Genomic DNA, 18,897 nt, shown 5'->3' with positions numbered 1-18,897 from the left:
TCTGACCACCACCATCGGAGCGAGGAATTCATTCCGCAGCGTGTCGCTTGCATGAGGTGGGTGATGATCGCCAAACCTAGCCCGCCAACAGTTGATGCTGGGCGGGCCTGGGATGTGACATCGGGGCGTGCGGTGCTGCGGAATAAATTCCGCGCTCCGTCATACCTTCTCAAACACCGGCTTCCCTCCCTTCATCACGGCGGTGATGTGGTCGCCGTCTTTGAAGCCGCCTTCGAGGACGGCGAGGGACAGCGGATCGAGGAGGTGCTTTTGGATGGCGCGTTTGAGGGGTCTCGCGCCGAAGACGGGGTCAAAGCCGGCGTCGGCGAGGTAGCGGGTGGTGTCGTCGGTGACGGTGAGGTGGATGTTTTGCTTGGCGAGGCGGTCGATGACGCGCTGGAGCTGGATCTTGACGATCTGGTCGAGCTGCGCGGCGTCGAGGCGGTCGAAGATGACGATTTCGTCGATGCGGTTGAGGAACTCGGGGCGGAAGAACTGCTTCAGGCTGTCGCGCACCAAGGCGTCGCGCTGCTCGGGATTGCTGACATCCTGAATGGCGCTACTGCCGATGTTGCTGGTCATGATGAGGACCGTGTTCTTGAAATCGACCGTGCGGCCCTGGCCGTCGGTGATGCGTCCGTCGTCGAGCACCTGGAGCAGCGTGTTGAAGACATCCGGGTGCGCTTTTTCGACCTCGTCGAACAGGACGACGCTGTAAGGCCGACGCCGCACGGCTTCGCTGAGCTGGCCGCCTTCTTCATAGCCGACGTAGCCGGGAGGCGCTCCGATGAGGCGGCTGACGCTGTGCTTCTCCATGTACTCGCTCATGTCGATGCGCGTCATGGCGCTGTCGTCGTCGAACAGAAACTCGGCGAGCGCTTTGCAAAGCTCCGTCTTGCCGACACCGGTGGGGCCGAGGAAGAGGAAGCTGCCAATGGGGCGATTTTCATCCTGAATGCCTGCACGCGCTCGACGCACGGCATTGCTGACGGCGGTGATGGCGTCCTTCTGGCCGATGACGCGTTTGCCGAGGCGTTCCTCCATCTTCACGAGCTTCGAGCGCTCGCCTTCTTGCAAGCGTGAGACAGGAATGCCGGTCCAGTTCGCCACGACACGGGCGATGTCTTCCTCGGTGACTTCTTCGCGCAACAAAGTGTGTGCGGCGCGAGGTTCTTTGTTCTCGGTGGACGACGCGGCGAGTTTCTTTTCGAGATCAGGGATGAGGCCGTATTGAATCTCACCCGCACGACCGAAATCACCACGGCGCTGCGCCTGCTCCTGCTCGGTGCGGAGGCGTTCGAGTTCCTCCTTCATCTTGCGACCAACCTGCACGGATTCCTTTTCCTTCATCCACTGGGCTTTCAGTGCCGAGGAGCTTTCTTTAAGATCGGCGATCTCTTTGTCGAGCTTTTCGATGCGGGCTTTGGAAGCGGCGTCCTTCTCTTTCTTCAAAGCCTGCCGCTCCATCTCGCCCATCATCACCTGGCGCTCGATCACGTCGATTTCGGTCGGCATGGAGTCGAGTTCGATTTTGATGCGGCTGGCGGCTTCATCGACGAGGTCGATGGCTTTGTCCGGCAGGAAGCGGTCGGTGATGTAGCGATTGCTCAGCGTGGCGGCGGCAATGATGGCGTTGTCTTGAATGCGCACGCCGTGGTGGACTTCGTAGCGTTCTTTGAGGCCACGCAAAATGGCGATGGTGTCCTCTACGCTCGGTTCACCGACCTTCACCGGCTGGAAGCGACGCTCCAGCGCGGGGTCTTTTTCGATATGCTTGCGATACTCATCCAGCGTGGTCGCGCCGATGCAGCGCAGCTCCCCGCGAGCGAGCTGCGGCTTCAAAAGATTGCCTGCATCCATCGCGCCCTCGCCTTTGCCAGCGCCGACGATGGTGTGCAGTTCGTCGATGAAGAGAATGATCTCGCCCTCGCTCGAAGTGACCTCTTTGAGGAAGGCTTTGAGGCGTTCTTCAAACTCACCACGGAACTTCGCCCCGGCCATCATGCCGCCGAGGTCCATGCTGATGAGCTTTTTGCCCTTCAGCGAATCCGGCACGTCGCCCGCGACGATGCGTCGTGCGAGACCTTCCGCGATGGCCGTCTTGCCCACGCCGGGTTCACCGATAAGCACGGGGTTGTTCTTCGTGCGACGGCTGAGCACCTGCATGACGCGGCGGATCTCCTCATCACGACCGATCACGGGGTCGATCTTGCCCTGCTTTGCGCGGGCAGTGAGATCGGTGCCGTATTTCTCCAGCGTCTGGTATTTGCCCTCCGGGTCCTGATCGACCACTCGCTGACTGCCACGCACCGCAGTGAGGCCTTTGGAAACGGTGTCATAGGTCAGACCGGCCTGCTTGAGCACATCGGAAAGCTCCGTCTTTGTTTTGAAGAGCGCCAGGATGATGTGTTCGACGCTCAGGAAGTCGTCCTTGAGCTTCTTCTGCTCGTCCTCGGCCTTCGTCATGAGTTCGCGCAACTCACTGGAGAGATGCAGGCCACTGGTGCCGCCGCTGACCTTGGGTTGACGCTCCAGCAAACTTGAAACTTGAGACTTCAAACTTGAAGCCGCTGCCGGATTAACGGCTGCCTTTTCAAACAACGGCACAGCGATAGCCCCTTCCTGCTCAAGCAGGGCGAGGAGAAGATGAGCAGGCTTCAATTCCTGATGCCCATGCCGCGTGGCGATGGATTGCGAGGCATTGAAGGCTTCCTGAAGCTTAACGGTGAATTTTTCGGGGGACATGATGGGTGGTGGTTGTTTGTCCAATCTCTACGCTTTCACTATGCCAGCACGGCATAGTGTCGCGCCACGCCTTACTTGGTAAGGGCTTGGCGCGCATTGCCACCGAGATCTTAAGTCATTCTCAAGGCGCATATTGGCACGAAAGAGGCGGTCAATTGTGCCTGATCGTCTCACGCTGGCGCATTCAGTCCAGAATGTCGCGACTCACTCGATAGGACTCCTTGTCCAAACCAGCCTTCATCGCCGCATAGTGGCTCGTCACTCGACTGCGGGTGAGATTGCCGAAGTAGCGCATCATCCGCGTTAGCTTGTCCACTTCGGCGGAGGTCATGGCGGCATCGGTGATCTTTGTTTGGGCAAAGCCGAGGGCGCAGGACCACACGAACAACTCCGAGCCGATGTCCACCAAGTGACCGAGCAAGACTTGCCGCTTTTCCAACGCGGGACCGTTCAGCGCCATCTCAAGGAAAAGAGTCCGCGCGAGCTTCCGGCTTTGATTGGCGATGGTGCTCAGGTCTTCGCGCAAAGCGGGGTGGAGTTTGTCAGTGGCATCGCCCGCGCCCACGGGTAGCCATTTCATCGGATACCATTTCGCATAAGCCATCCCAGCAGTCAGCACGGCCTTCGCGCGCTGTTTGAGTGGCAGTGTGCTGTTCACGACATCGGCACCGATCTTCAAATGTGGCTCCAGGGCCTCACGGGCAATGAAAAGGCGCATGATTTCGCTGCTGCCTTCAAAGATGGTGTTGATGCGGCAGTCGCGCATCAGGCGCTCCACGGGCTCGGGAGCTTCACCTCGGGCTTTGAGTGAGTCGGCAGTCTCGTAGCCGCGTCCGCCACGGATTTGCATGGTGTCGTTCACGATCTCCCAGGCTCGCTCACTGCCCCAGAGTTTGGCGATGGCGGCTTCGAGGCGCACGTCGGCGTGCTTGTCCTTGTCCACGAGCGACGAGACGTAACGAACCACGGCTTCCATGGCGAAAGCGTCCGCACTCATGCGGGTGAGCTTGTCAGCAATGGCTGCGTGTTTGCCGATGGGTTGCCCCCACTGCACTCGATGCGATGCCCAGCGCGTGGAGATGTCCACGCAACGTTTTGCGAGGCCCGTGCAAGCGGCAGGAAGAGTGATGCGGCCCGTGTTCAGCGTGGTCAACGCCACCTTGAGCCCCTTCCCTTCTCCACCGAGGATGTTCTCGCGCGGCACTCGCACGTTTTCAAAACGCACGACGCCATTGTAGAGCGCCCGCAGTCCCATGAAGCGGCAGCGGCAGATGATCTCCACGCCGGGTGATTTGGCCTCCACGATGAAGGCTGTGGTGGCGTGAGGTTTGTCCTTCGTTGGCGTGTGCGCCATGACGACGATGAGCCCGGCTTTGAGACTGTTCGTACACCAGACTTTCTCGCCATTGATGATGAAATGATCCTCACCATCCGGCACGGCGATGGTCGTCATCTTCGCGGGGTCGCTGCCGACATCGGACTCGGTGAGGGCAAACGCGCTGATCTCGCCTTTGGCACAGCGCGGTAGGAACTTCATCTTCTGCTCCTCGGTGCCAAAAAGGATCAGCGGCTGAGGCACGCCGATGGATTGATGCGCGGAAAGCAGCGCCGCGAGATTGCCGCATTCGCCGCCCAGAAGCATGGCTGCGCGGGAATAGTTTGTCTGCGAAAGACCGAGGCCGCCATACTTCACTGGGATCTTGATCCCAAAGGCTCCGATGTCTGCCAGTGCCTTCAAAAGCACGTCAGGGATTTCGCCTGTGCGGTCGATGGCATCTGGATCAGCGTGAGCATCCAGCACGGCACGCAGTCGAGCGAGGAAGGCATCACCTTGATCCTTGTCCACGTCTGACTGCTTGGGAAAAGGCACATGGCTGGCGAAGTCTGGCTCACCAAAAAAGAGCCCGGCGGCGAGTCCGCTGTTGTGGCGTTCATCACGAGCCGCCTCCGCCATTTCGAGAGCGGCTTTTTGACCGGCGGACATCTTCGACATGTCGATCATCGACACAGGTTTTTCAGGCAGTGTGGTCGTGTTCATGGTGGTGGGTGTGGATGGTTTAACTCAAGACGGGACTTAGCAGCGGGCGGAAAACTGGGAAGCCAGTGCCCAAGGTCATCGCCAGCTCGATGTCAGCATCACTACGGGCGATGCCTTCCTCCGAAACGCGGCGAGCTTCTTCAGCGAGCAGGCCACCGAGACGTTCGCGGACTCGCTCCATCAGATGATGATCGGCTTCGGTCCATGAGGTCGGGTTGTGTTTGGGTTGCGGATATGGATAAAAGCCTTCGCCCGACTTTTTGCCGAGCTTCCCAGCGTCGATGAGTTGTTGGATCATCTGCGTTCTGACAAAGCGTGCCGGGAAAGTCGCATCAAGTGTCTTGCCGACATGCGCGGCGACATCGAGCCCGATCTCATCGAGCAGACGCATGGGGCCCATGGGCATGCCGTAGTTGAGCATGGCTTCGTCGATGAGATCCGCAGGCACGCCGCTTTCATGCAGATGCACGGCCTCCATGAGGTAGGGGACTAGAATGCGGTTCACGATGAAGCCGGGGCTATCGTTCACGACGATGGGCACCTTCCCGAGCTTCTGCACAAAGCTCACTGTCGTGGCGATGACATCGTCGGTGGTGTGTTTGGTCGTGATGATTTCCACCAGCGGCATGCGATGCACGGGATTGAAGAAATGCAGGCCGATCACGCGCTCAGGATGCGGCACGGTGGCAGCGAGTTCGGTCACGGATAGGGCGGACGTATTCGTGGCGAGAATCGTGTCGGCACTGGAACGTGCAGCGAGGTCGGCAAAGATCTTTTTCTTCACCGCCATGTCCTCGGTGGCGGCTTCGATGACGAACTGCTGATGTGTCAACGGCACGCGAACCTGCTCAGCGGTGAGGCGATCCATGGTGTCACGCATCTCACGTTTGGTGACTGCACGGCGTTTAAGTCCTTCGCTCAGCAGATCACGGATGCGTCCGAGACCTCTCGCGAGAGATTCAGTGCTGATGTCCTGCATGAGTACCTTGTTTCCGCGCGAGGCGATCCAATGCGCGATGCCCGAGCCCATGACTCCTGCGCCGATGACTGTCACATCATGCACGGGCAGCGCGACGCCTGCGGACCAGGGCTTCTTCGAGGCTTCTTCTTTGCGGAATAAGAAGTCGATTAACCGCTCCGTCTCCGGTGTGACGGCGAGATCGAGGATGGCGTGCTTTTCGAGTTCCATCGCCTTTGCCATGGAGGTGAAAGGAGCCCGTGTGGCGACTTCAATGGCGCGGAGAGGTGCGGGATATAGGCCGCGTGTTTTGGCCTGAAGCGCTGCTTTGGCACGATGGGCGATGAAGGGTGCCATCAGCCGATCAAGCATTCGTGCCCGAGCAGGATTGGCGACTTCCATGTTGATGGCTCGCTCCAAGTGTTCACGCGGCATCACTGCCGAAACGAGGCCGACTCGTTTGGCTTCGGATGGTTTCAGCAGCTTGCCCGTGATGATGAGGTCGAGAGCTTTGGGAAGTCCGAGCAGCTTTGGCAGACGCGTCGAACCGCCCCAGGCGGGGATGAGGCCGATCTGAGTTTCGGGTAAGCCAAGGCGTGTGTGCTCGCTGTCACTGGCGATGCGGAGATCGCAGGCGAGGGCGAGTTCGAGTCCACCACCAACACAGGCTCCGTGAATGAGCGCGACCTTCGGCATCGGCAGAGCAGCGAGACGATTGAAAGTGGACTGGCCGAGGTCGATCAGGTGTTCGAGTTTCCTCGTCGAGCCACTGCGCAGGGATTTCAAATCAGCGCCCGCAATGAAGACGCGTTCCTTCGCACTGCGGATGATGAGCGCGCGAACTCCGGCATGATGCGCGACATGGTCGAGACAGCGGTTGAACTCGCGCAACGTGGTGTCATTCCAGACATTCGCCGAGCTGCCCGCCATGTCGAAGGTGATCCAGGCGCGGTGCTCGGCATCCACTTCGACACGGAAGTGTTTTAGCGGTGACTCATCGTGGGATGCGGGATGGATCACGAGTGTTTCGAGGAGATGTGTTTTCATGGTGGTAGGTATTCAAATCAGACACGTTCGAGAATGGCGGCACCGCCCTGGCCTCCGCCGATGCAGAGGCTGACGAGCGCGCGTTTGGCTTTGGTTTCGCGAAGCTGATCGAGGGCGGTGAGCACGAGTCGCGCACCGGTGGCACCGACGGGATGCCCTAGGGCGATGGACCCGCCGCGAGGATTGAGCTTGGCCTCAGGGAGGTCGCCAAGAGGCTGCTCCAATCCTGCACGACGGGCGCTGGCAGGGTTTTTCAGACACTGCCGCACGGCCAGCACTTGTGCGGCAAAGGCTTCGTTGATCTCGATGACGTCCAGGTCATCGAGCGTGTGTCCGGTGCAATGCAAAACGGCATCCATGGCACGCACGGGACCGAGTCCCATGCGGCGCGGATCGCAGCCGGTGTAAGCGTAGTCGGTCATCATGCCGAGCGGTTCCCAGCCATGACGTTTCACGGCCTCCTCACTCGCCACGAGCAGGGCCACGGCACCATCGGTGAGCTGGCTGGAGTTGCCTGCGGTGACGCTGCCATGCTCGCGGGCAAACATGGGTTTGAGCTTGGCTAGCTTTTCGAGACTTGAGTCCGGCCTCATGCCGTTGTCGGCTAGCTCTGGAGTGACTTCGCGGCCCATGACGTAGATGGGTGAGACTTCTTTTTGCAGCAAAGCGGAAGCAGCGACGGCTTTGCGATGGCTGTTATTGGCAAATTCATCCTGATCTTCGCGACTGATGCCGAACTCACGAGCAAGGAGCTCAGCCGTCTCGCCCATGTTCATTTCCACGACAGGATCGGTGAGACCGAGCTTGATGCCAATAAGCGGGGCGAAGTCGGCAGGACGGAAGGTGGCGACCGCGCCGAGCTTTTGCGTGAAGCCTTTAGCCTTGTTCATCATGGCAAATTTCTCCACAGCACCTCGATTGAAGTAGAGCGGCATGTTGCTCATGCTTTCCGTGCCGCCGACGATGAAGACCTCGCCCTGGCCCGCGCATATTTTGGCATGAGCGGTGGTGATGGCTTCGAGACCGGAGGCGCAGTTGCGATGCACGGTCATGGCAGGTCTTGACTCAGGCAAACCAGCACGCAGCGCGATGACGCGGGCGATGTTTTGAGCGTTCGCAGGCTGGCCGACACAGCCGAAGATGGTTTCATCGACCGCGTGCGGATCAATGCCGCTACGCGCGAGCAAGGCAGAGACTGCGGCTTTTCCGAGATCGACAGCATCGAGTGATGCGAGCGATGAACCGGCACGAGTGAAAGGTGTGCGGGTGGCGGCGATGATGAAGAGAGGTTTCATGGCGTGGTGTTCTCAGTTCGCGGTTCTCAGTTCTCTGCTTGATGAAGCCTTCGGACGTGAGTCGAGGACTTTGGCTTCTTTGAGCAATCTGCCGACTCCGAGGCGTTCGCGGAGGTCAGGCATGTCATGGAAGAGAATTTCGTTCGGGCGGATCTCGGTGACTTCGGCGAAGCGGCGTTCGAGCCGATGTTCGAGGTCTTCGGCATTCACGCCAGGCTCAGGTGAGACGTGAAGGAGGATCTCATCGAGATCGAGCGGGTCGTCGTCGTGCTTGCGCAGCTCGACTTGCCAGGCGGCGACGCCTTTCATGTCGTCGAGCAGGTGTTCGAGGATGTTGAAGTTCACCAGCGTGCCTTTGATTTTATCAAACTGCATCTCACGCACTTCGCTGACGCGGCTGATGGGGCCGAGAAGGCGTGGACATTGGCGTCCGCAATGCGGGCAACGTGTCCAGGTGAGGCCGCCTTCGGCAATGTCGCCCGTGCGGTAGCGCAGGACGACGGTGCCGCGAGCATCGAGCGGTGTGAAGACGATCTCACCCGAATGGCCTTCGGGCACGGGCTCGCCTGTGCGAGGATCGACGATCTCGATGAAGGCAAGTTCGGGGCTGAGGTGGAAGCCGCTGGCGCTGACGCCGAGATGCGTGGGGCACTCGGGAAAGGCCATCTTGGCTTCCGTGAAGCCGTAGGTGCTGATGATGCTGACATCATCGGCACCGAGATCGTGAGCCAGCATCGTGAGCCGTGCCCTCATACCTTCGGCGACTTTTTCGCCACCGAGCACGATGCGGTGGAGCTGTGGCCAGTGTTTGCCGTTCTCCACAGCCTCGCGCAGCATGTGATAGAGGAAGGTGGGCATGCCGATGACGACCTCGGGCCGCACTTTGTCGATGAGGGCGATGTTTCCCTCCGTGCCCATGACCTTGCCGCCACCGCTGCTGACCATGAAGGTGCCGAAGCCAAGGCCCGCGTGATGAGCCTGCCAGAAGGCTAGGTGCGGCGCATACGGGAAGGTGTTCACATGCCGCCACTCACGCTGCGAGGCTCCGACCTCCATCAGGCGGCGGCCCGTGCTGTCGAGATTCGCGAGGTCGTGCTTCGTGAAGGCGAAGGGCACGGGATCAGATGAGCGGCCCGTGGTGCTCGTCATCATCACGGGGCGAAATTCCTTCTCGATCGCTTCTTTGGCAAAGGCGCTGCCGTGGAAGACAGCGTTCCAAATCACGCCCCACTCGCGCTTGAGCACCGCTTCGTTCGGGATGAGCACGAAGTCGCGCTGCTGCTCGCGCGGCACGGTGAGGTTGCTCTTGCTCGTGAAGGGCACTTTGCTCCAGTCATCGAAGCTGTGGAGGTCTTCGGGATGGATGTCGTGCTCGGCAAAGAGCCGACGATAGTGTGCACTGAAGGGGATGACGCGCTCTTTGAGGTAGGTGTGGAGGCGGTGGAGTTGCCAGTCGTGCCAGACTTCAGGCGGCGAGGCATCCCACTTCGGAGGAGAGGTGAGCGATTTCATGGCTTGAGTTGGTTGGGGTGGGTGAAAGGAGTGAGCGGATGGCTGGCAAGGCCGCTTCGGCAGCGCGTCGGCCCGTTTCGATGTAGCGGGCGTGGTTCTCGAAGTCGGCCCACGAACTGCCGCAGTGGAAGGGATGGATGAGCACCTCGGCATCGCGTGCTTCTTTTTCCACAAGTCCGACCTGGGCGCACATGAGCGAGCGGCGGAAGGTGTCGAGCACATTGCCATCAGCCAGGAGGTTCACAGGGCGGAGCAGCCTGGACATGAAGCTGGATTTCTTGATCAGTGGGGTAAAGGTCGTGTTCTGGCAGCGGTCCAGATCATGGTAAGTTGGCAGCACATTCACCGCGATGATGGCGTCGAGATCGAATCGCTCACGTAGCAATGTGACGGGCAAAGGATCAACAGCACCACCATCCGTGTATCGCCTGCCATTGAGAAGAACCGGCGAGCAGATGCCAGGAATGGCCGCGCTGGCATGAACGGCTGGCGCGACGGGGCCGGAATCGAAGACGTGGGCCTGGAGTGCATCGAGGTCAGTCGCCACGACGATGAGCGGCCGCTTCATTTGCTCGAACGTTTGTTCGCCGAGGCTGCGCTCCAGATGTCGGCGGATCTTGTTTCCCCGGATAAGCCCTGCTGTGGGAGGGATGTTGAAATCGAGCAAGGCCTTCAGGGCTTTGCGGTTCGGGATCTCTCTCGCGAGCTGCTCCAAGTCCGTGCCATTCAGCCCGGTGGCATAGACCGCGCCGACATAGGCACCCATGCTCGTGCCCGCGATGGCAGTGATGGGGATGTGGTTTTCCTCCAGCACCTGAATGACGCCGACATGCGCCAGCCCGCGAGCACCACCTGCGGATAGAACGAGCCCGATCTTGGGAACCCGGGTAACTGCGCCAGTGCCGCCATACTCCTGACCGTCATTCGCGGCGCGCAGAATCCCTGTCCCTTGATTTGGAGTGGGATGGGTGTGTCTCATAGTGACCTCCTTGCGTGCTTGGATGCACACGCCGGGGGGCTTTGTTCAAAGACACTGTCGTTTCAGTTGCTTCGTTTTCGGCATTACTGCCGAACTACGAACTAACCCCCAAGCTTCGGGCGTTTGCCGAATTTGCCTAGTTTGTTGGGCTTGCCGCCCATGCCGGGGAACATGCCTTTGGGCATTTGGGGCATTTTTCCGCCGCCCATCATGCCGGCGAGGCCGCCCATGCCGCCTCCGCCCATCATGCCACCGGCGAGGGCGGACATCATGCCTTTGTTGCCCATGAGCTTCTTCATCATCTCGTACTGCTGCACGAGCTGGTTGATCTCCATGACGGGGCGTCCGCTGCCTCCGGCGATGCGTTTGCGACGGCTGCCGTTGAGGATGTCGGGCTTGGCGCGCTCCTTCGGGGTCATGGAGAGGATGATGGCCTCGGTGTGCTTGAGTTTTTTGTCGTCCACGCCGGGCATGTTTTTCAGCGCGCCCATGCCGGGAAGCATGCCGAGGATGCCTTCCAGCGGTCCGAGCTTCTTCATGAACTTGAGCTGCCCGAGGAAGTCGTTGAAGTCGAATTTGTTCTCCTCAAAGCGGCGCATCATGCCCATCGCTTCCTTTTCATCGATCTCCTGGGAGGCTTTCTCCACGAGGGAAACGACATCGCCCATGCCGAGGATGCGCTGGGCCATGCGGTCGGGGTGGAAGACTTCGAGGGCGTCCACCTTTTCACCGGTGCCGAGGAACTTCACGGGGCAGCCGGTGACTTGGCGCATGGAAAGCAGAGCACCACCGCGTGCGTCGCCGTCCAGCTTCGTCATGATGAGGCCGCTGATGGTGACGGTCTCGTGGAACTTCGTGGCGACACTGACGGCCTGCTGACCGGTGGCAGCATCGGCGACGAGGAGGGTCTCACTCGGCTTCACGAGATCGCGGACTTGGCGGAGTTCCTTGAGGAGATCTTCATCCACTTCCTGGCGACCGGCGGTGTCGAAGATGGCGACTCCGCCGCCTTGTTCTTCCAGCCATTTGAGCGCGGCCTTCGTAGCCTTGACGGGATCGGTTTCGCCGACGGGCGGCACGCAAACGGGCACGCCGAGCTGCTGGCCGAGCACTTGGAGTTGGGTGATGGCAGCGGGGCGGTAAAGGTCGAGCGCAATGAGCAGCGGGCGCTTGCCCTGCTTCTTCAGCCAGGAGGCGAGCTTGGCGGAGGTGGTGGTTTTACCGGCACCATTCAGGCCGACCATGAGGATGCGCTGCGGCGGGGAGAGATCGAGCTCGGTGGCATCGCTGCCGAGGATCTTGGCCAGCTCATCCTGAAAGATCTTCACGATCATCTGCCCCGGGCTCACAGTGCGGAGGACTTCCTCGCCCTTGGCGCGCTCGGTTACGGAGGCGATGAGATCTTTGGTGACGGTGAAATCCACATCGGCTTCCAGCAGGGCCATGCGAATGTCCTTCATCGCATCGGCGATGTTGGATTCGCTGATCTTGCCGAGTCCGCGCAGTTTGCGGAAGGCGTCTTCGATCTTGTCGGTGAGGAGGGAGAACATATCGGTAAAATCGTTGGGCGGTTAGTCGGCGAGCCCGCTTGAATCTGCAAGCGGTGGGCAGAAGTTCAGCAGCTCGATCTCGAAGGCGTGTTTCTTTTCTGGCTGGACCTCCACGACGCTGATGCTGCCATATTCAATGTTGAAATGTGCCATGTGCCGCAGCGGCTGGCCGAGCATGAGGGCAAGGATGACACGGATGATGCCGCCATGGCAGAAGATGGCGACGCTCTTGTGCGGGTTGTCGTGGAGGATCTTTAGAAGGGCGGGCTGCACGCGATGCTCCAGCTCGGCGGCGGATTCGCCATTGGGGATGCCTTTGCTCTCGATGATCTCCAGCCAGTCGAAGGCGCTGACGCCAAAGTGCTCCTGCACGCCTTCCCAACGGTAGCCGGTCCAGTCGCCGAAATCGACCTCGCGCAAGCTAGGGATGATGGTGGGCTTCAGACCGCGCTGCTCAGCCATGGGTGCCAGTGTCTGCTGCACACGCAGCATGGGGCTGGCATAAATGGCGTCGATCTTCGTGTCCTTCAGCCACTGCGCTACGGCCTGGCCGTGCTTATGACCGAGCGGGGAGAGCCCCATGTCGATGCGGCTGCCGCCGAAGACTTTGTGGTAGCGCTCCTCGACCTCGCCGTGGCGGATGAGGAAGAGCTGAGTGGGGTGATTGGGCAGGTGCGGTTTCAAAGCGTGCTCTGTCATGCCATGAAAGAGGGCTGCGGGCAAGGGGAGGGAGGGCAATGACGAAATCCGAATGGCGAATAACGAACCAGCTCACTCACTCGTCATTCCACTTCAATGCAGATCGCCGTGCAGTTGTCGCGACCGGACTCGGTGACGGCGTGCTCGACGACTTTGAAAGCACGGGGCTTGTCATCGGGCGGGGCTTTGAGGTGATCTTCGATGCGGTGATCCCAGAGGGCGTCGGTGATGCCGTCAGAGCAGATGAGGAAGCGATCTCCGCTCTGGTAGCGGACGGAGCCGATGTGAGGGATGACATTTTGCTGCCCGGCTCCGAGTGCCTGGGTCAGGCGGTTCTTGGCGGGGTGGGTGCGGGCTTCGCGTTCGTTGATTTTTCCCTGGCGACGCAGCCAGCCGACGTGGGTGTGATCTTCGGTGATCTGGGCGAGCTTTCCACCGGCGGGCAGGTAATAGATGCGACTGTCGCCGACATGGACGAAATGCATGAGCCCGGGCGTGAAGCAGGTGAGGCTGAGTGTGGCACCCATGCCGGCGCACTCGCTGTACATCTTGCCCATGGTGTTGAGCTCGGCGTGGACCTTGTGGCAGATCTCGTCGAGCACATCGCCATAGCCGGAGTCGAGACCCTGGGCGGCTTGCTTGTAGCTGCGCGGCATGAGGCGCATGACCTGCTGCACGACCATGCGGCTGGCAAATTCGCCCGATTTGGCTCCGCCCATGCCATCGCTCACGGCAAAGACGAAGTCGCCATCGGCCAGGGTGGAGTCACCGATCTTGCCGAGGTAGCGGACCTCGCGGGCATCGTAGGTTAGCGCGAGAAAGGAATCTTCGTTGTTTTGGCGGTAACGACCCACATGGGTCATGCCCGACCACACGAGACGCGGGGCGGGGAGATCAGATGAATCGGGAGAATTCGTCACGGTTGGGCTGACACTTTGCCAAAAGAAACGGCGGTGACGCAAGCGTGGGCTTGCATCACCGCCGAAATAAAGAGGAGCGTGGGACTAGGTCGTCTCCAGGCCGCGGGCCATGACGACTTTGCCGGTGCGGACGGTTTCGACGATGTCGAATTTGCTGAGCAGGCGGACAGCGGCGTCGAGTTTGTCAGTGTTCCCGGAGATCATGGCGATGAGGCTGTCTTCCTGGAGATCGACGGTCTTGCCGGCGTAGTGCTCGATGATCTGGAGGATCTCCGTGCGCTCGGCGGCGGTGGCGGCGACCTTGATGAGCACGAGCTCCTTGGCGACGGCGTCACGGTCGGTGTGCTCGATGCAATGCATGACGTCGATGAGCTTGTTCACCTGCATGATGATCTGATGCAGGCCTTCGGGATGGCCGCTGATGCCGATGGTCATGCGGCTGAAGCGCGGATCGCGCGTCTGGGAGACGACCAGAGATTCGATATTGAAGCCACGGCGGCTGAACACGGCGCAGATGCGGCCGAGGACGCCGGGTTGGTTGTTCACCATGACGCTGAGCGTGTGGATGTTGATGATGTCAGCCTGGGGGGATGGCTTTTTGTCGGTGGTGGCGGGGATGCGGTCGGACATGGCGGTTTATGATGTTGAATTTGGAAGTTACTTGGCGGCTTTGAGGCGGCTCTTGGCGATCTTGATGTAGTTGGAGTCCTTTTCGATGCCGAGCCACTTGCGGCCGAGGCGATGAGCGGCAGCGGCGGTAGTGCCGGAGCCGAGGAAGGGATCGAGGACAAGATCTCCCGCGTCGGTGGAGCAGGCGATGAGCTTTTCGATGAGATCGATGGGCTTTTGCGAGGGGTGGCCGCATTTTTCCTTCGAGTTCCCTTTTAAACTGGGCACGCGGAGGATGTTGGTGGCGAATTTGCCGGCGTCGAGATGGGCGCGGCGGGCGTCCATGTCTTTGTAGCGTTTGTCTTTGAGATAGACCTCGATGGTCTTGGCATCGTAGGGGATGCGCACAGCTTCTTTGTTGAACTTCACCTTCTCGCCTTTGCGCATGACGAGCACCATCTCGTACTGAGGCGTGAAGCTGTCCCGCCGCTCGTCATAGCCCACGGCACGGTCCCAGATGATGAGATCGTGAAACTGGTGCTGCTGGGTGAGGCGGGACATGAGGTGGAGGAAGGTGTGCTCGCGTTTGCCTAGCTGGCCGAAGATGAAAGCGAGGCCATCCTCGCGAAGGACACGCATGGACTCAGCGACCCACGCCTCGCACCAGGCGAGGTAGTCGGCGGCTGTTTTCCATTGGGTGTCCCAGGCTTCATCTTCGAGAACATTGAAATAGGGTGGGTCGGCGATGATGGCTTGAGCGACGGCGGTGGGGAGCTTTTGGAGTTCCTGGAGGGCGTCGCCTTGGATGACTTGGTTCGTTTTCATCGGCCATCATGACGCGCTCTCGCGAGCGCGCCGACACTGCTAGGTCGAACCGGTGGGTTTCTCCATTTTCGTTTTCGGCGCTTCGGTGAGCATGTCTTCGAGGGCGGCACCGGCTGGGATCATGGGGAAGACGTTTTCGAGCTTGATGCACTCGGCCTCGATGATGCAGGGGCCGTCGTTGTAATCGAGGGCCTGCTGGAGGATGCGCTCCACATCAGCGGGGCGGCGGATGTGCCAGCCTTTGATGCCGTAGGCTTCGCCGAGCTTCACGAAGTCGGGGTTGCCGATGAGATCGACGCCGCTTTCGCGGTTCTCGAAGAAGAGTTCCTGCCACTGGCGGACCATGCCGAGGTAGCTGTTGTTCAGGATGAGGATCTTGATGGGCAGCTTGTGAATCGCGGCAGTGGCGAGTTCAAAGAGGGTCATCTGGAAGCCGCCGTCGCCGGAGATGGAGACGACCGTCTTGTCCGGGCAGGCGAGCTGCGCACCGATGGCGGCCGGGAAGCCGAAGCCCATCGTGCCGGCACCGCCGGAGCTGAGCCAATGGTAGCTGGAGTCGTTCTTGTAGAACTGCGCCGCCCACATCTGGTGCTGGCCCACGTCGGTGGAGACGATGGCTTTGCCCTTGGTGAGATTGTACAGTTCATCAATGACCTGCTGCATGCGTAGGCCGCCCTGCTTCTTATAAGAGAGGGGGAACTTCTTCTTATAGCCGTCGAGATGGGCCAGCCAGTCTTCGGTCGGCAGTTTTTCGACGAGCGGCAGCAGATCGCTGAGCGCGGCCTTGGCATCACCTTTGATCGTCACGTCCACCTTGATCATCTTGTTGAACTCCGCCGCGTCGATGTCGATGTGGATGAGCTTGGCATTGCGGCCAAACATGTGCGGCTTGCCGATGATGCGATCGTCAAAGCGGGAGCCCACGTTGAAGATGAGGTCGGCTTCGCAGATGGCCTTGTTCGCATACGCGGTGCCGTGCATGCCCAGCATTCCGAGGGAAAGCGGGTGCGTTTCGGGGAAGACGCCTTTGCCGAGCAAGGTGGTGGTCACAGGGCAGCCGAGGGTCTCGGCCAGCATGAGCAGTTCCTTGTCCGCACGGGCGATCATCGCTCCCTGACCGGCGAGGATGATGGGGCGTTTGGCTTGGGAAATGAGGCGGGCGGCTTCTTTAATACCGGCCTGATCGATTTTGAAGTTCTCCTCTGGGTGATAACCGGGAAGGTCCATTGGCTCGTCAAAGGTGCCGGTGAAGGGGCCTTGGCTGATGTCCTTCGGAATGTCGATGAGCACCGGACCGGGGCGGCCTGTGGTGGCGATGTGATAGGCCTCCTTGGCGATGCGGGGCAGCGCGTTCGAGCTCTTCACCAGGAAGTTATGCTTCACGACCGGGGCCGTGATGTTGAAGATGTCCGCCTCCTGGAAGGCATCCTTCCCGAGCATCCACGTCACCTGTTGACCGCAAAGGACGATCATCGGCACGCTGTCCATCTGCGCGGTCATGAGGCCAGTGACGGTATTGCCAGCGCCGGGGCCAGAGGTCACGAGAACCACGGCGGGCTTGCCGGTGGCACGGGCGTAGCCGTCAGCCATGTGCACGGCTCCCTGCTCGTGGCGGACAAGGATGAACTTCATGTTCGTTTTGACCGTCTCCAGAGCATCGAAGATCGGGATCGCTGCGCCGCCGGAGTAACCGAAGATGTATTCGATGCCGAGATCGGCGAGGGTTTTGATGAGGGCCTGTGCGCCGTCCATTTTTTGCTGACTCATGAGGTGTTTAGGTGAAAATTGGCGTTTCGGTGGGCAAAGTGGGGTCAAAAGCGAAAATCACAATCAAAAGTTTGGGTTTTTGCCCCCAATTTCACAAAACAACCCCAGCATCAGGTCAAAAGTTAACCTATTTCCAGCGAATTAAGGTCCTGCGCTGAACACGCGAGGCTAAAAGATCACCCAAACACCCCCAAGTCCGTGAATGACGCCCCCGAAAATCACGAACGCCCTCCCATCGAGTTCCCCGACCATTCCGAGTTTTCGGAACGACCTTTCCAAGAGTTCCCCGGCACTTCCGATTTTCGGAGGTGCCTTCCAACGACTTCCCCAGCCTTCCGCATTTTCGGAGGTGCCTCCCAATGAGTTCCCCGTCCTTCCGCATTTTCGGAGGTGCCTCCCAACGATTTCCCCAGCCTTCCGTATTTTCGGAGGTGCCTCCCAATGATTTCCCCGGCCATCCGCATTTTCGGGGGTGCTTCCTGCCCTCTATTTCCTGACCGCCTGATAGCCGTCTTTGTTGTCTTTGATGATCCAGCCGAGGGCGTCGAGTTCCTTGCGGAAGGCATCGGCGGCGGGCCAGTCTTTGGATTGCTTGGCCTGCCAGCGCTTTTCGGCGAGTTCGGCGATGTCGGCGGGGACCTCGACGGTGGCTTCGTCAATGATGGGCGGGAGTTTCACGCCGATGGCTTCTAGGATGAAGTGCAAGCCCATCCAGATGGAGCGGGCTTCGTCGGCAGTCAGCCCGGCGGGTTTGGTTTTGTTCACCGCACCGAAAACGGCTCCGAGAGCGCCGGGCACATTGAGGTCGTGATTGAGGCACTTCCAGGCATCTGCAAAGAGCGCGCCGGGGCCGTGGGCGATGAGTTCGTCCCGTGTCACAGATGGCGTCGAGCCGAGGATGGCGGTGAGGGCTTTCTCAAACTTGGCCAGCTTCTGCGTGCCCTGCCGTGCGGACTCCAGGGAGTGGAAGGTGAAGTTCAGCGGCGTGAGGTAGTGGCCGCTGATGAGCACGTAGCGAACCTCGGCAGCATGGAAGCCGCGCTTTTGCAGATCTTCGAGCGTGTAGAGGTTGCCCAGGCTCTTGCTCATCTTGCCGCCATCGACCATCAGATGGGCGGCGTGGAACCAATGGTGGGCAAATTTGCCATGCGTGGAGCAGCAGCTCTGCGCGATCTCGTTTTCATGATGGGGGAAGATGAGGTCGATGCCACCGCTGTGGACATCGAAGTCTTCGCCAAGGTATTCGAGCGACATGGCGCTGCACTCCAGATGCCAGCCGGGCCGTCCGTCACCCCAGGGGCTGGGCCAGAAGTTCGGGCCATCCTCCGGCTTGCGCGCCTTCCAGAGGGCAAAGTCGGCCAGGGAGTCCTTGGTGTATTCGTCGTTGTCCATCGCTCCGGCGGCATCGGAGGCACCGAGCTTCAGTTCGCGGTCTTCGAGGTGAGAAAGGCGGCCGTAGTCTTGATAAGAGGAGACTTTGAAATAAACGCTGCCATCGGCGGCGGCGTAGGCGTGACCGCGCTGGATGAGCACCTCGATCATGCGGATCTGATGCGGGATGTGGGCGATGGCGCTGGGCTCGACGTGCGGGGAGAGGAGATTCAACGCGGAGCAGTCGGCGTGGAATTTCTCCGTCCAGAAGCGGGTGAAGTCGGTCAGGGATTGCCCGGCTTTTTGCGAGTCGCGGATCGTCTTGTCATCCACGTCAGTGAGATTGCGCACATGCAGCGTGGGGATGCCGCCCATCTCCACCACGCGGCGGAAGACATCCTGCGCCACGAAGGTGCGGAAGTTCCCGATGTGCGCCGGTCCATACACGGTGGGGCCGCAGCAGTAGAAGCGCAGCGTCTTGCCATCGAGTGGCGTCAGGGTGCGGGACTCGCGGGTCAGAGTGTCGTGGAGCTGGAGTGGCATGAGGGCGCGCATTCTGCCGGGGGATAATCCGGGGGCAAG

The 18,897-nt window shown here is 60.2% G+C and carries 13 protein-coding genes; all 13 read right to left on the bottom strand.

Annotated elements, in window-relative coordinates; genetic code table 11:
• Window positions 1-159: 159 nt before the first annotated feature.
• Window positions 160-2,745 carry an ATP-dependent chaperone ClpB gene (gene clpB / locus AC6FTP_RS00825; protein WP_497205001.1) on the bottom strand — a complete coding sequence of 862 codons (2,586 nt, stop codon included), beginning with the start codon at window positions 2,743-2,745 and terminating at the stop codon, window positions 160-162.
• A gap of 184 nt (window positions 2,746-2,929) precedes the next feature.
• On the bottom strand, window positions 2,930-4,783 hold the full coding sequence (locus tag AC6FTP_RS00820) for an acyl-CoA dehydrogenase family protein (RefSeq protein WP_497205000.1): 1,854 nt from the start codon (window positions 4,781-4,783) through the stop codon (window positions 2,930-2,932).
• Between the two features lie 19 nt (window positions 4,784-4,802).
• The gene (locus AC6FTP_RS00815; RefSeq protein ID WP_497204999.1) at window positions 4,803-6,788 is read right to left on the bottom strand and encodes a 3-hydroxyacyl-CoA dehydrogenase NAD-binding domain-containing protein; all 1,986 of its coding nucleotides are present in this window, start codon (window positions 6,786-6,788) and stop codon (window positions 4,803-4,805) included.
• 17 nt (window positions 6,789-6,805) lie between these two features.
• Window positions 6,806-8,083: a thiolase family protein gene (locus AC6FTP_RS00810; RefSeq protein WP_497204998.1), complete on the bottom strand. Its 1,278-nt coding sequence runs from the start codon at window positions 8,081-8,083 to the stop codon at window positions 6,806-6,808.
• A 12-nt stretch (window positions 8,084-8,095) separates the two neighbouring features.
• On the bottom strand, window positions 8,096-9,595 hold the full coding sequence (locus tag AC6FTP_RS00805; protein ID WP_497204997.1) for a phenylacetate--CoA ligase family protein: 1,500 nt from the start codon (window positions 9,593-9,595) through the stop codon (window positions 8,096-8,098).
• Entirely contained in the window at window positions 9,549-10,574 is a 1,026-nt protein-coding gene (locus AC6FTP_RS00800; RefSeq protein ID WP_497204996.1) for a patatin-like phospholipase family protein, read from the bottom strand. Before AC6FTP_RS00800 ends, AC6FTP_RS00805 begins: the two co-directional genes overlap by 47 nt.
• 101 nt (window positions 10,575-10,675) lie before the next feature.
• Window positions 10,676-12,124 (bottom strand): signal recognition particle protein, encoded by a 1,449-nt coding sequence (ffh, locus tag AC6FTP_RS00795; protein WP_497204995.1) that lies wholly within the window; start codon window positions 12,122-12,124, stop codon window positions 10,676-10,678.
• A 21-nt stretch (window positions 12,125-12,145) separates the two neighbouring features.
• Complete coding sequence (locus tag AC6FTP_RS00790; protein WP_497204994.1) at window positions 12,146-12,847, bottom strand: histidine phosphatase family protein; 702 nt, start codon at window positions 12,845-12,847, stop codon at window positions 12,146-12,148.
• 59 nt (window positions 12,848-12,906) lie between these two features.
• On the bottom strand, window positions 12,907-13,743 hold the full coding sequence (locus AC6FTP_RS00785) for a PP2C family protein-serine/threonine phosphatase (protein ID WP_497204993.1): 837 nt from the start codon (window positions 13,741-13,743) through the stop codon (window positions 12,907-12,909).
• An 84-nt stretch (window positions 13,744-13,827) separates the two neighbouring features.
• Window positions 13,828-14,373 carry an acetolactate synthase small subunit gene (gene ilvN / locus AC6FTP_RS00780; RefSeq protein ID WP_497204992.1) on the bottom strand — a complete coding sequence of 182 codons (546 nt, stop codon included), beginning with the start codon at window positions 14,371-14,373 and terminating at the stop codon, window positions 13,828-13,830.
• Between the two features lie 27 nt (window positions 14,374-14,400).
• Window positions 14,401-15,177, bottom strand: coding sequence for a DNA-methyltransferase (locus AC6FTP_RS00775; RefSeq protein ID WP_497204991.1), 777 nt, complete (start codon window positions 15,175-15,177; stop codon window positions 14,401-14,403).
• 39 nt (window positions 15,178-15,216) lie between these two features.
• On the bottom strand, window positions 15,217-16,944 hold the full coding sequence (gene ilvB / locus AC6FTP_RS00770; RefSeq protein ID WP_497204990.1) for a biosynthetic-type acetolactate synthase large subunit: 1,728 nt from the start codon (window positions 16,942-16,944) through the stop codon (window positions 15,217-15,219).
• A gap of 486 nt (window positions 16,945-17,430) precedes the next feature.
• Window positions 17,431-18,858 carry a cysteine--tRNA ligase gene (gene cysS, locus AC6FTP_RS00765; protein WP_497204989.1) on the bottom strand — a complete coding sequence of 476 codons (1,428 nt, stop codon included), beginning with the start codon at window positions 18,856-18,858 and terminating at the stop codon, window positions 17,431-17,433.
• Between the last annotated feature and the right edge of the window lie 39 nt (window positions 18,859-18,897).

The sequence above is a fragment of the Prosthecobacter sp. genome, assembly GCF_044378005.1.
Lineage (GTDB): Bacteria > Verrucomicrobiota > Verrucomicrobiia > Verrucomicrobiales > Verrucomicrobiaceae > Prosthecobacter.
Note: the sequence above shows the minus strand (reverse complement) of the source record. Positions and strands in the feature narration are given on the sequence as shown.

What these genes read in the sequence shown, in the direction of transcription:
- clpB (WP_497205001.1), bottom strand. Translation starts at nt 2,745, where the DNA reads ATGTCCCCCGAAAAATTCACCGTTAAGCTTCAGGAAGCCTTCAATGCC.
- AC6FTP_RS00820 (WP_497205000.1), bottom strand. Translation starts at nt 4,783, where the DNA reads ATGAACACGACCACACTGCCTGAAAAACCTGTGTCGATGATCGACATG.
- AC6FTP_RS00815 (WP_497204999.1), bottom strand. Translation starts at nt 6,788, where the DNA reads ATGAAAACACATCTCCTCGAAACACTCGTGATCCATCCCGCATCCCAC.
- AC6FTP_RS00810 (WP_497204998.1), bottom strand. Translation starts at nt 8,083, where the DNA reads ATGAAACCTCTCTTCATCATCGCCGCCACCCGCACACCTTTCACTCGT.
- AC6FTP_RS00805 (WP_497204997.1), bottom strand. Translation starts at nt 9,595, where the DNA reads ATGAAATCGCTCACCTCTCCTCCGAAGTGGGATGCCTCGCCGCCTGAA.
- AC6FTP_RS00800 (WP_497204996.1), bottom strand. Translation starts at nt 10,574, where the DNA reads ATGAGACACACCCATCCCACTCCAAATCAAGGGACAGGGATTCTGCGC.
- ffh (WP_497204995.1), bottom strand. Translation starts at nt 12,124, where the DNA reads ATGTTCTCCCTCCTCACCGACAAGATCGAAGACGCCTTCCGCAAACTG.
- ilvN (WP_497204992.1), bottom strand. Translation starts at nt 14,373, where the DNA reads ATGTCCGACCGCATCCCCGCCACCACCGACAAAAAGCCATCCCCCCAG.
- AC6FTP_RS00775 (WP_497204991.1), bottom strand. Translation starts at nt 15,177, where the DNA reads ATGAAAACGAACCAAGTCATCCAAGGCGACGCCCTCCAGGAACTCCAA.
- ilvB (WP_497204990.1), bottom strand. Translation starts at nt 16,944, where the DNA reads ATGAGTCAGCAAAAAATGGACGGCGCACAGGCCCTCATCAAAACCCTC.
- cysS (WP_497204989.1), bottom strand. Translation starts at nt 18,858, where the DNA reads ATGCCACTCCAGCTCCACGACACTCTGACCCGCGAGTCCCGCACCCTG.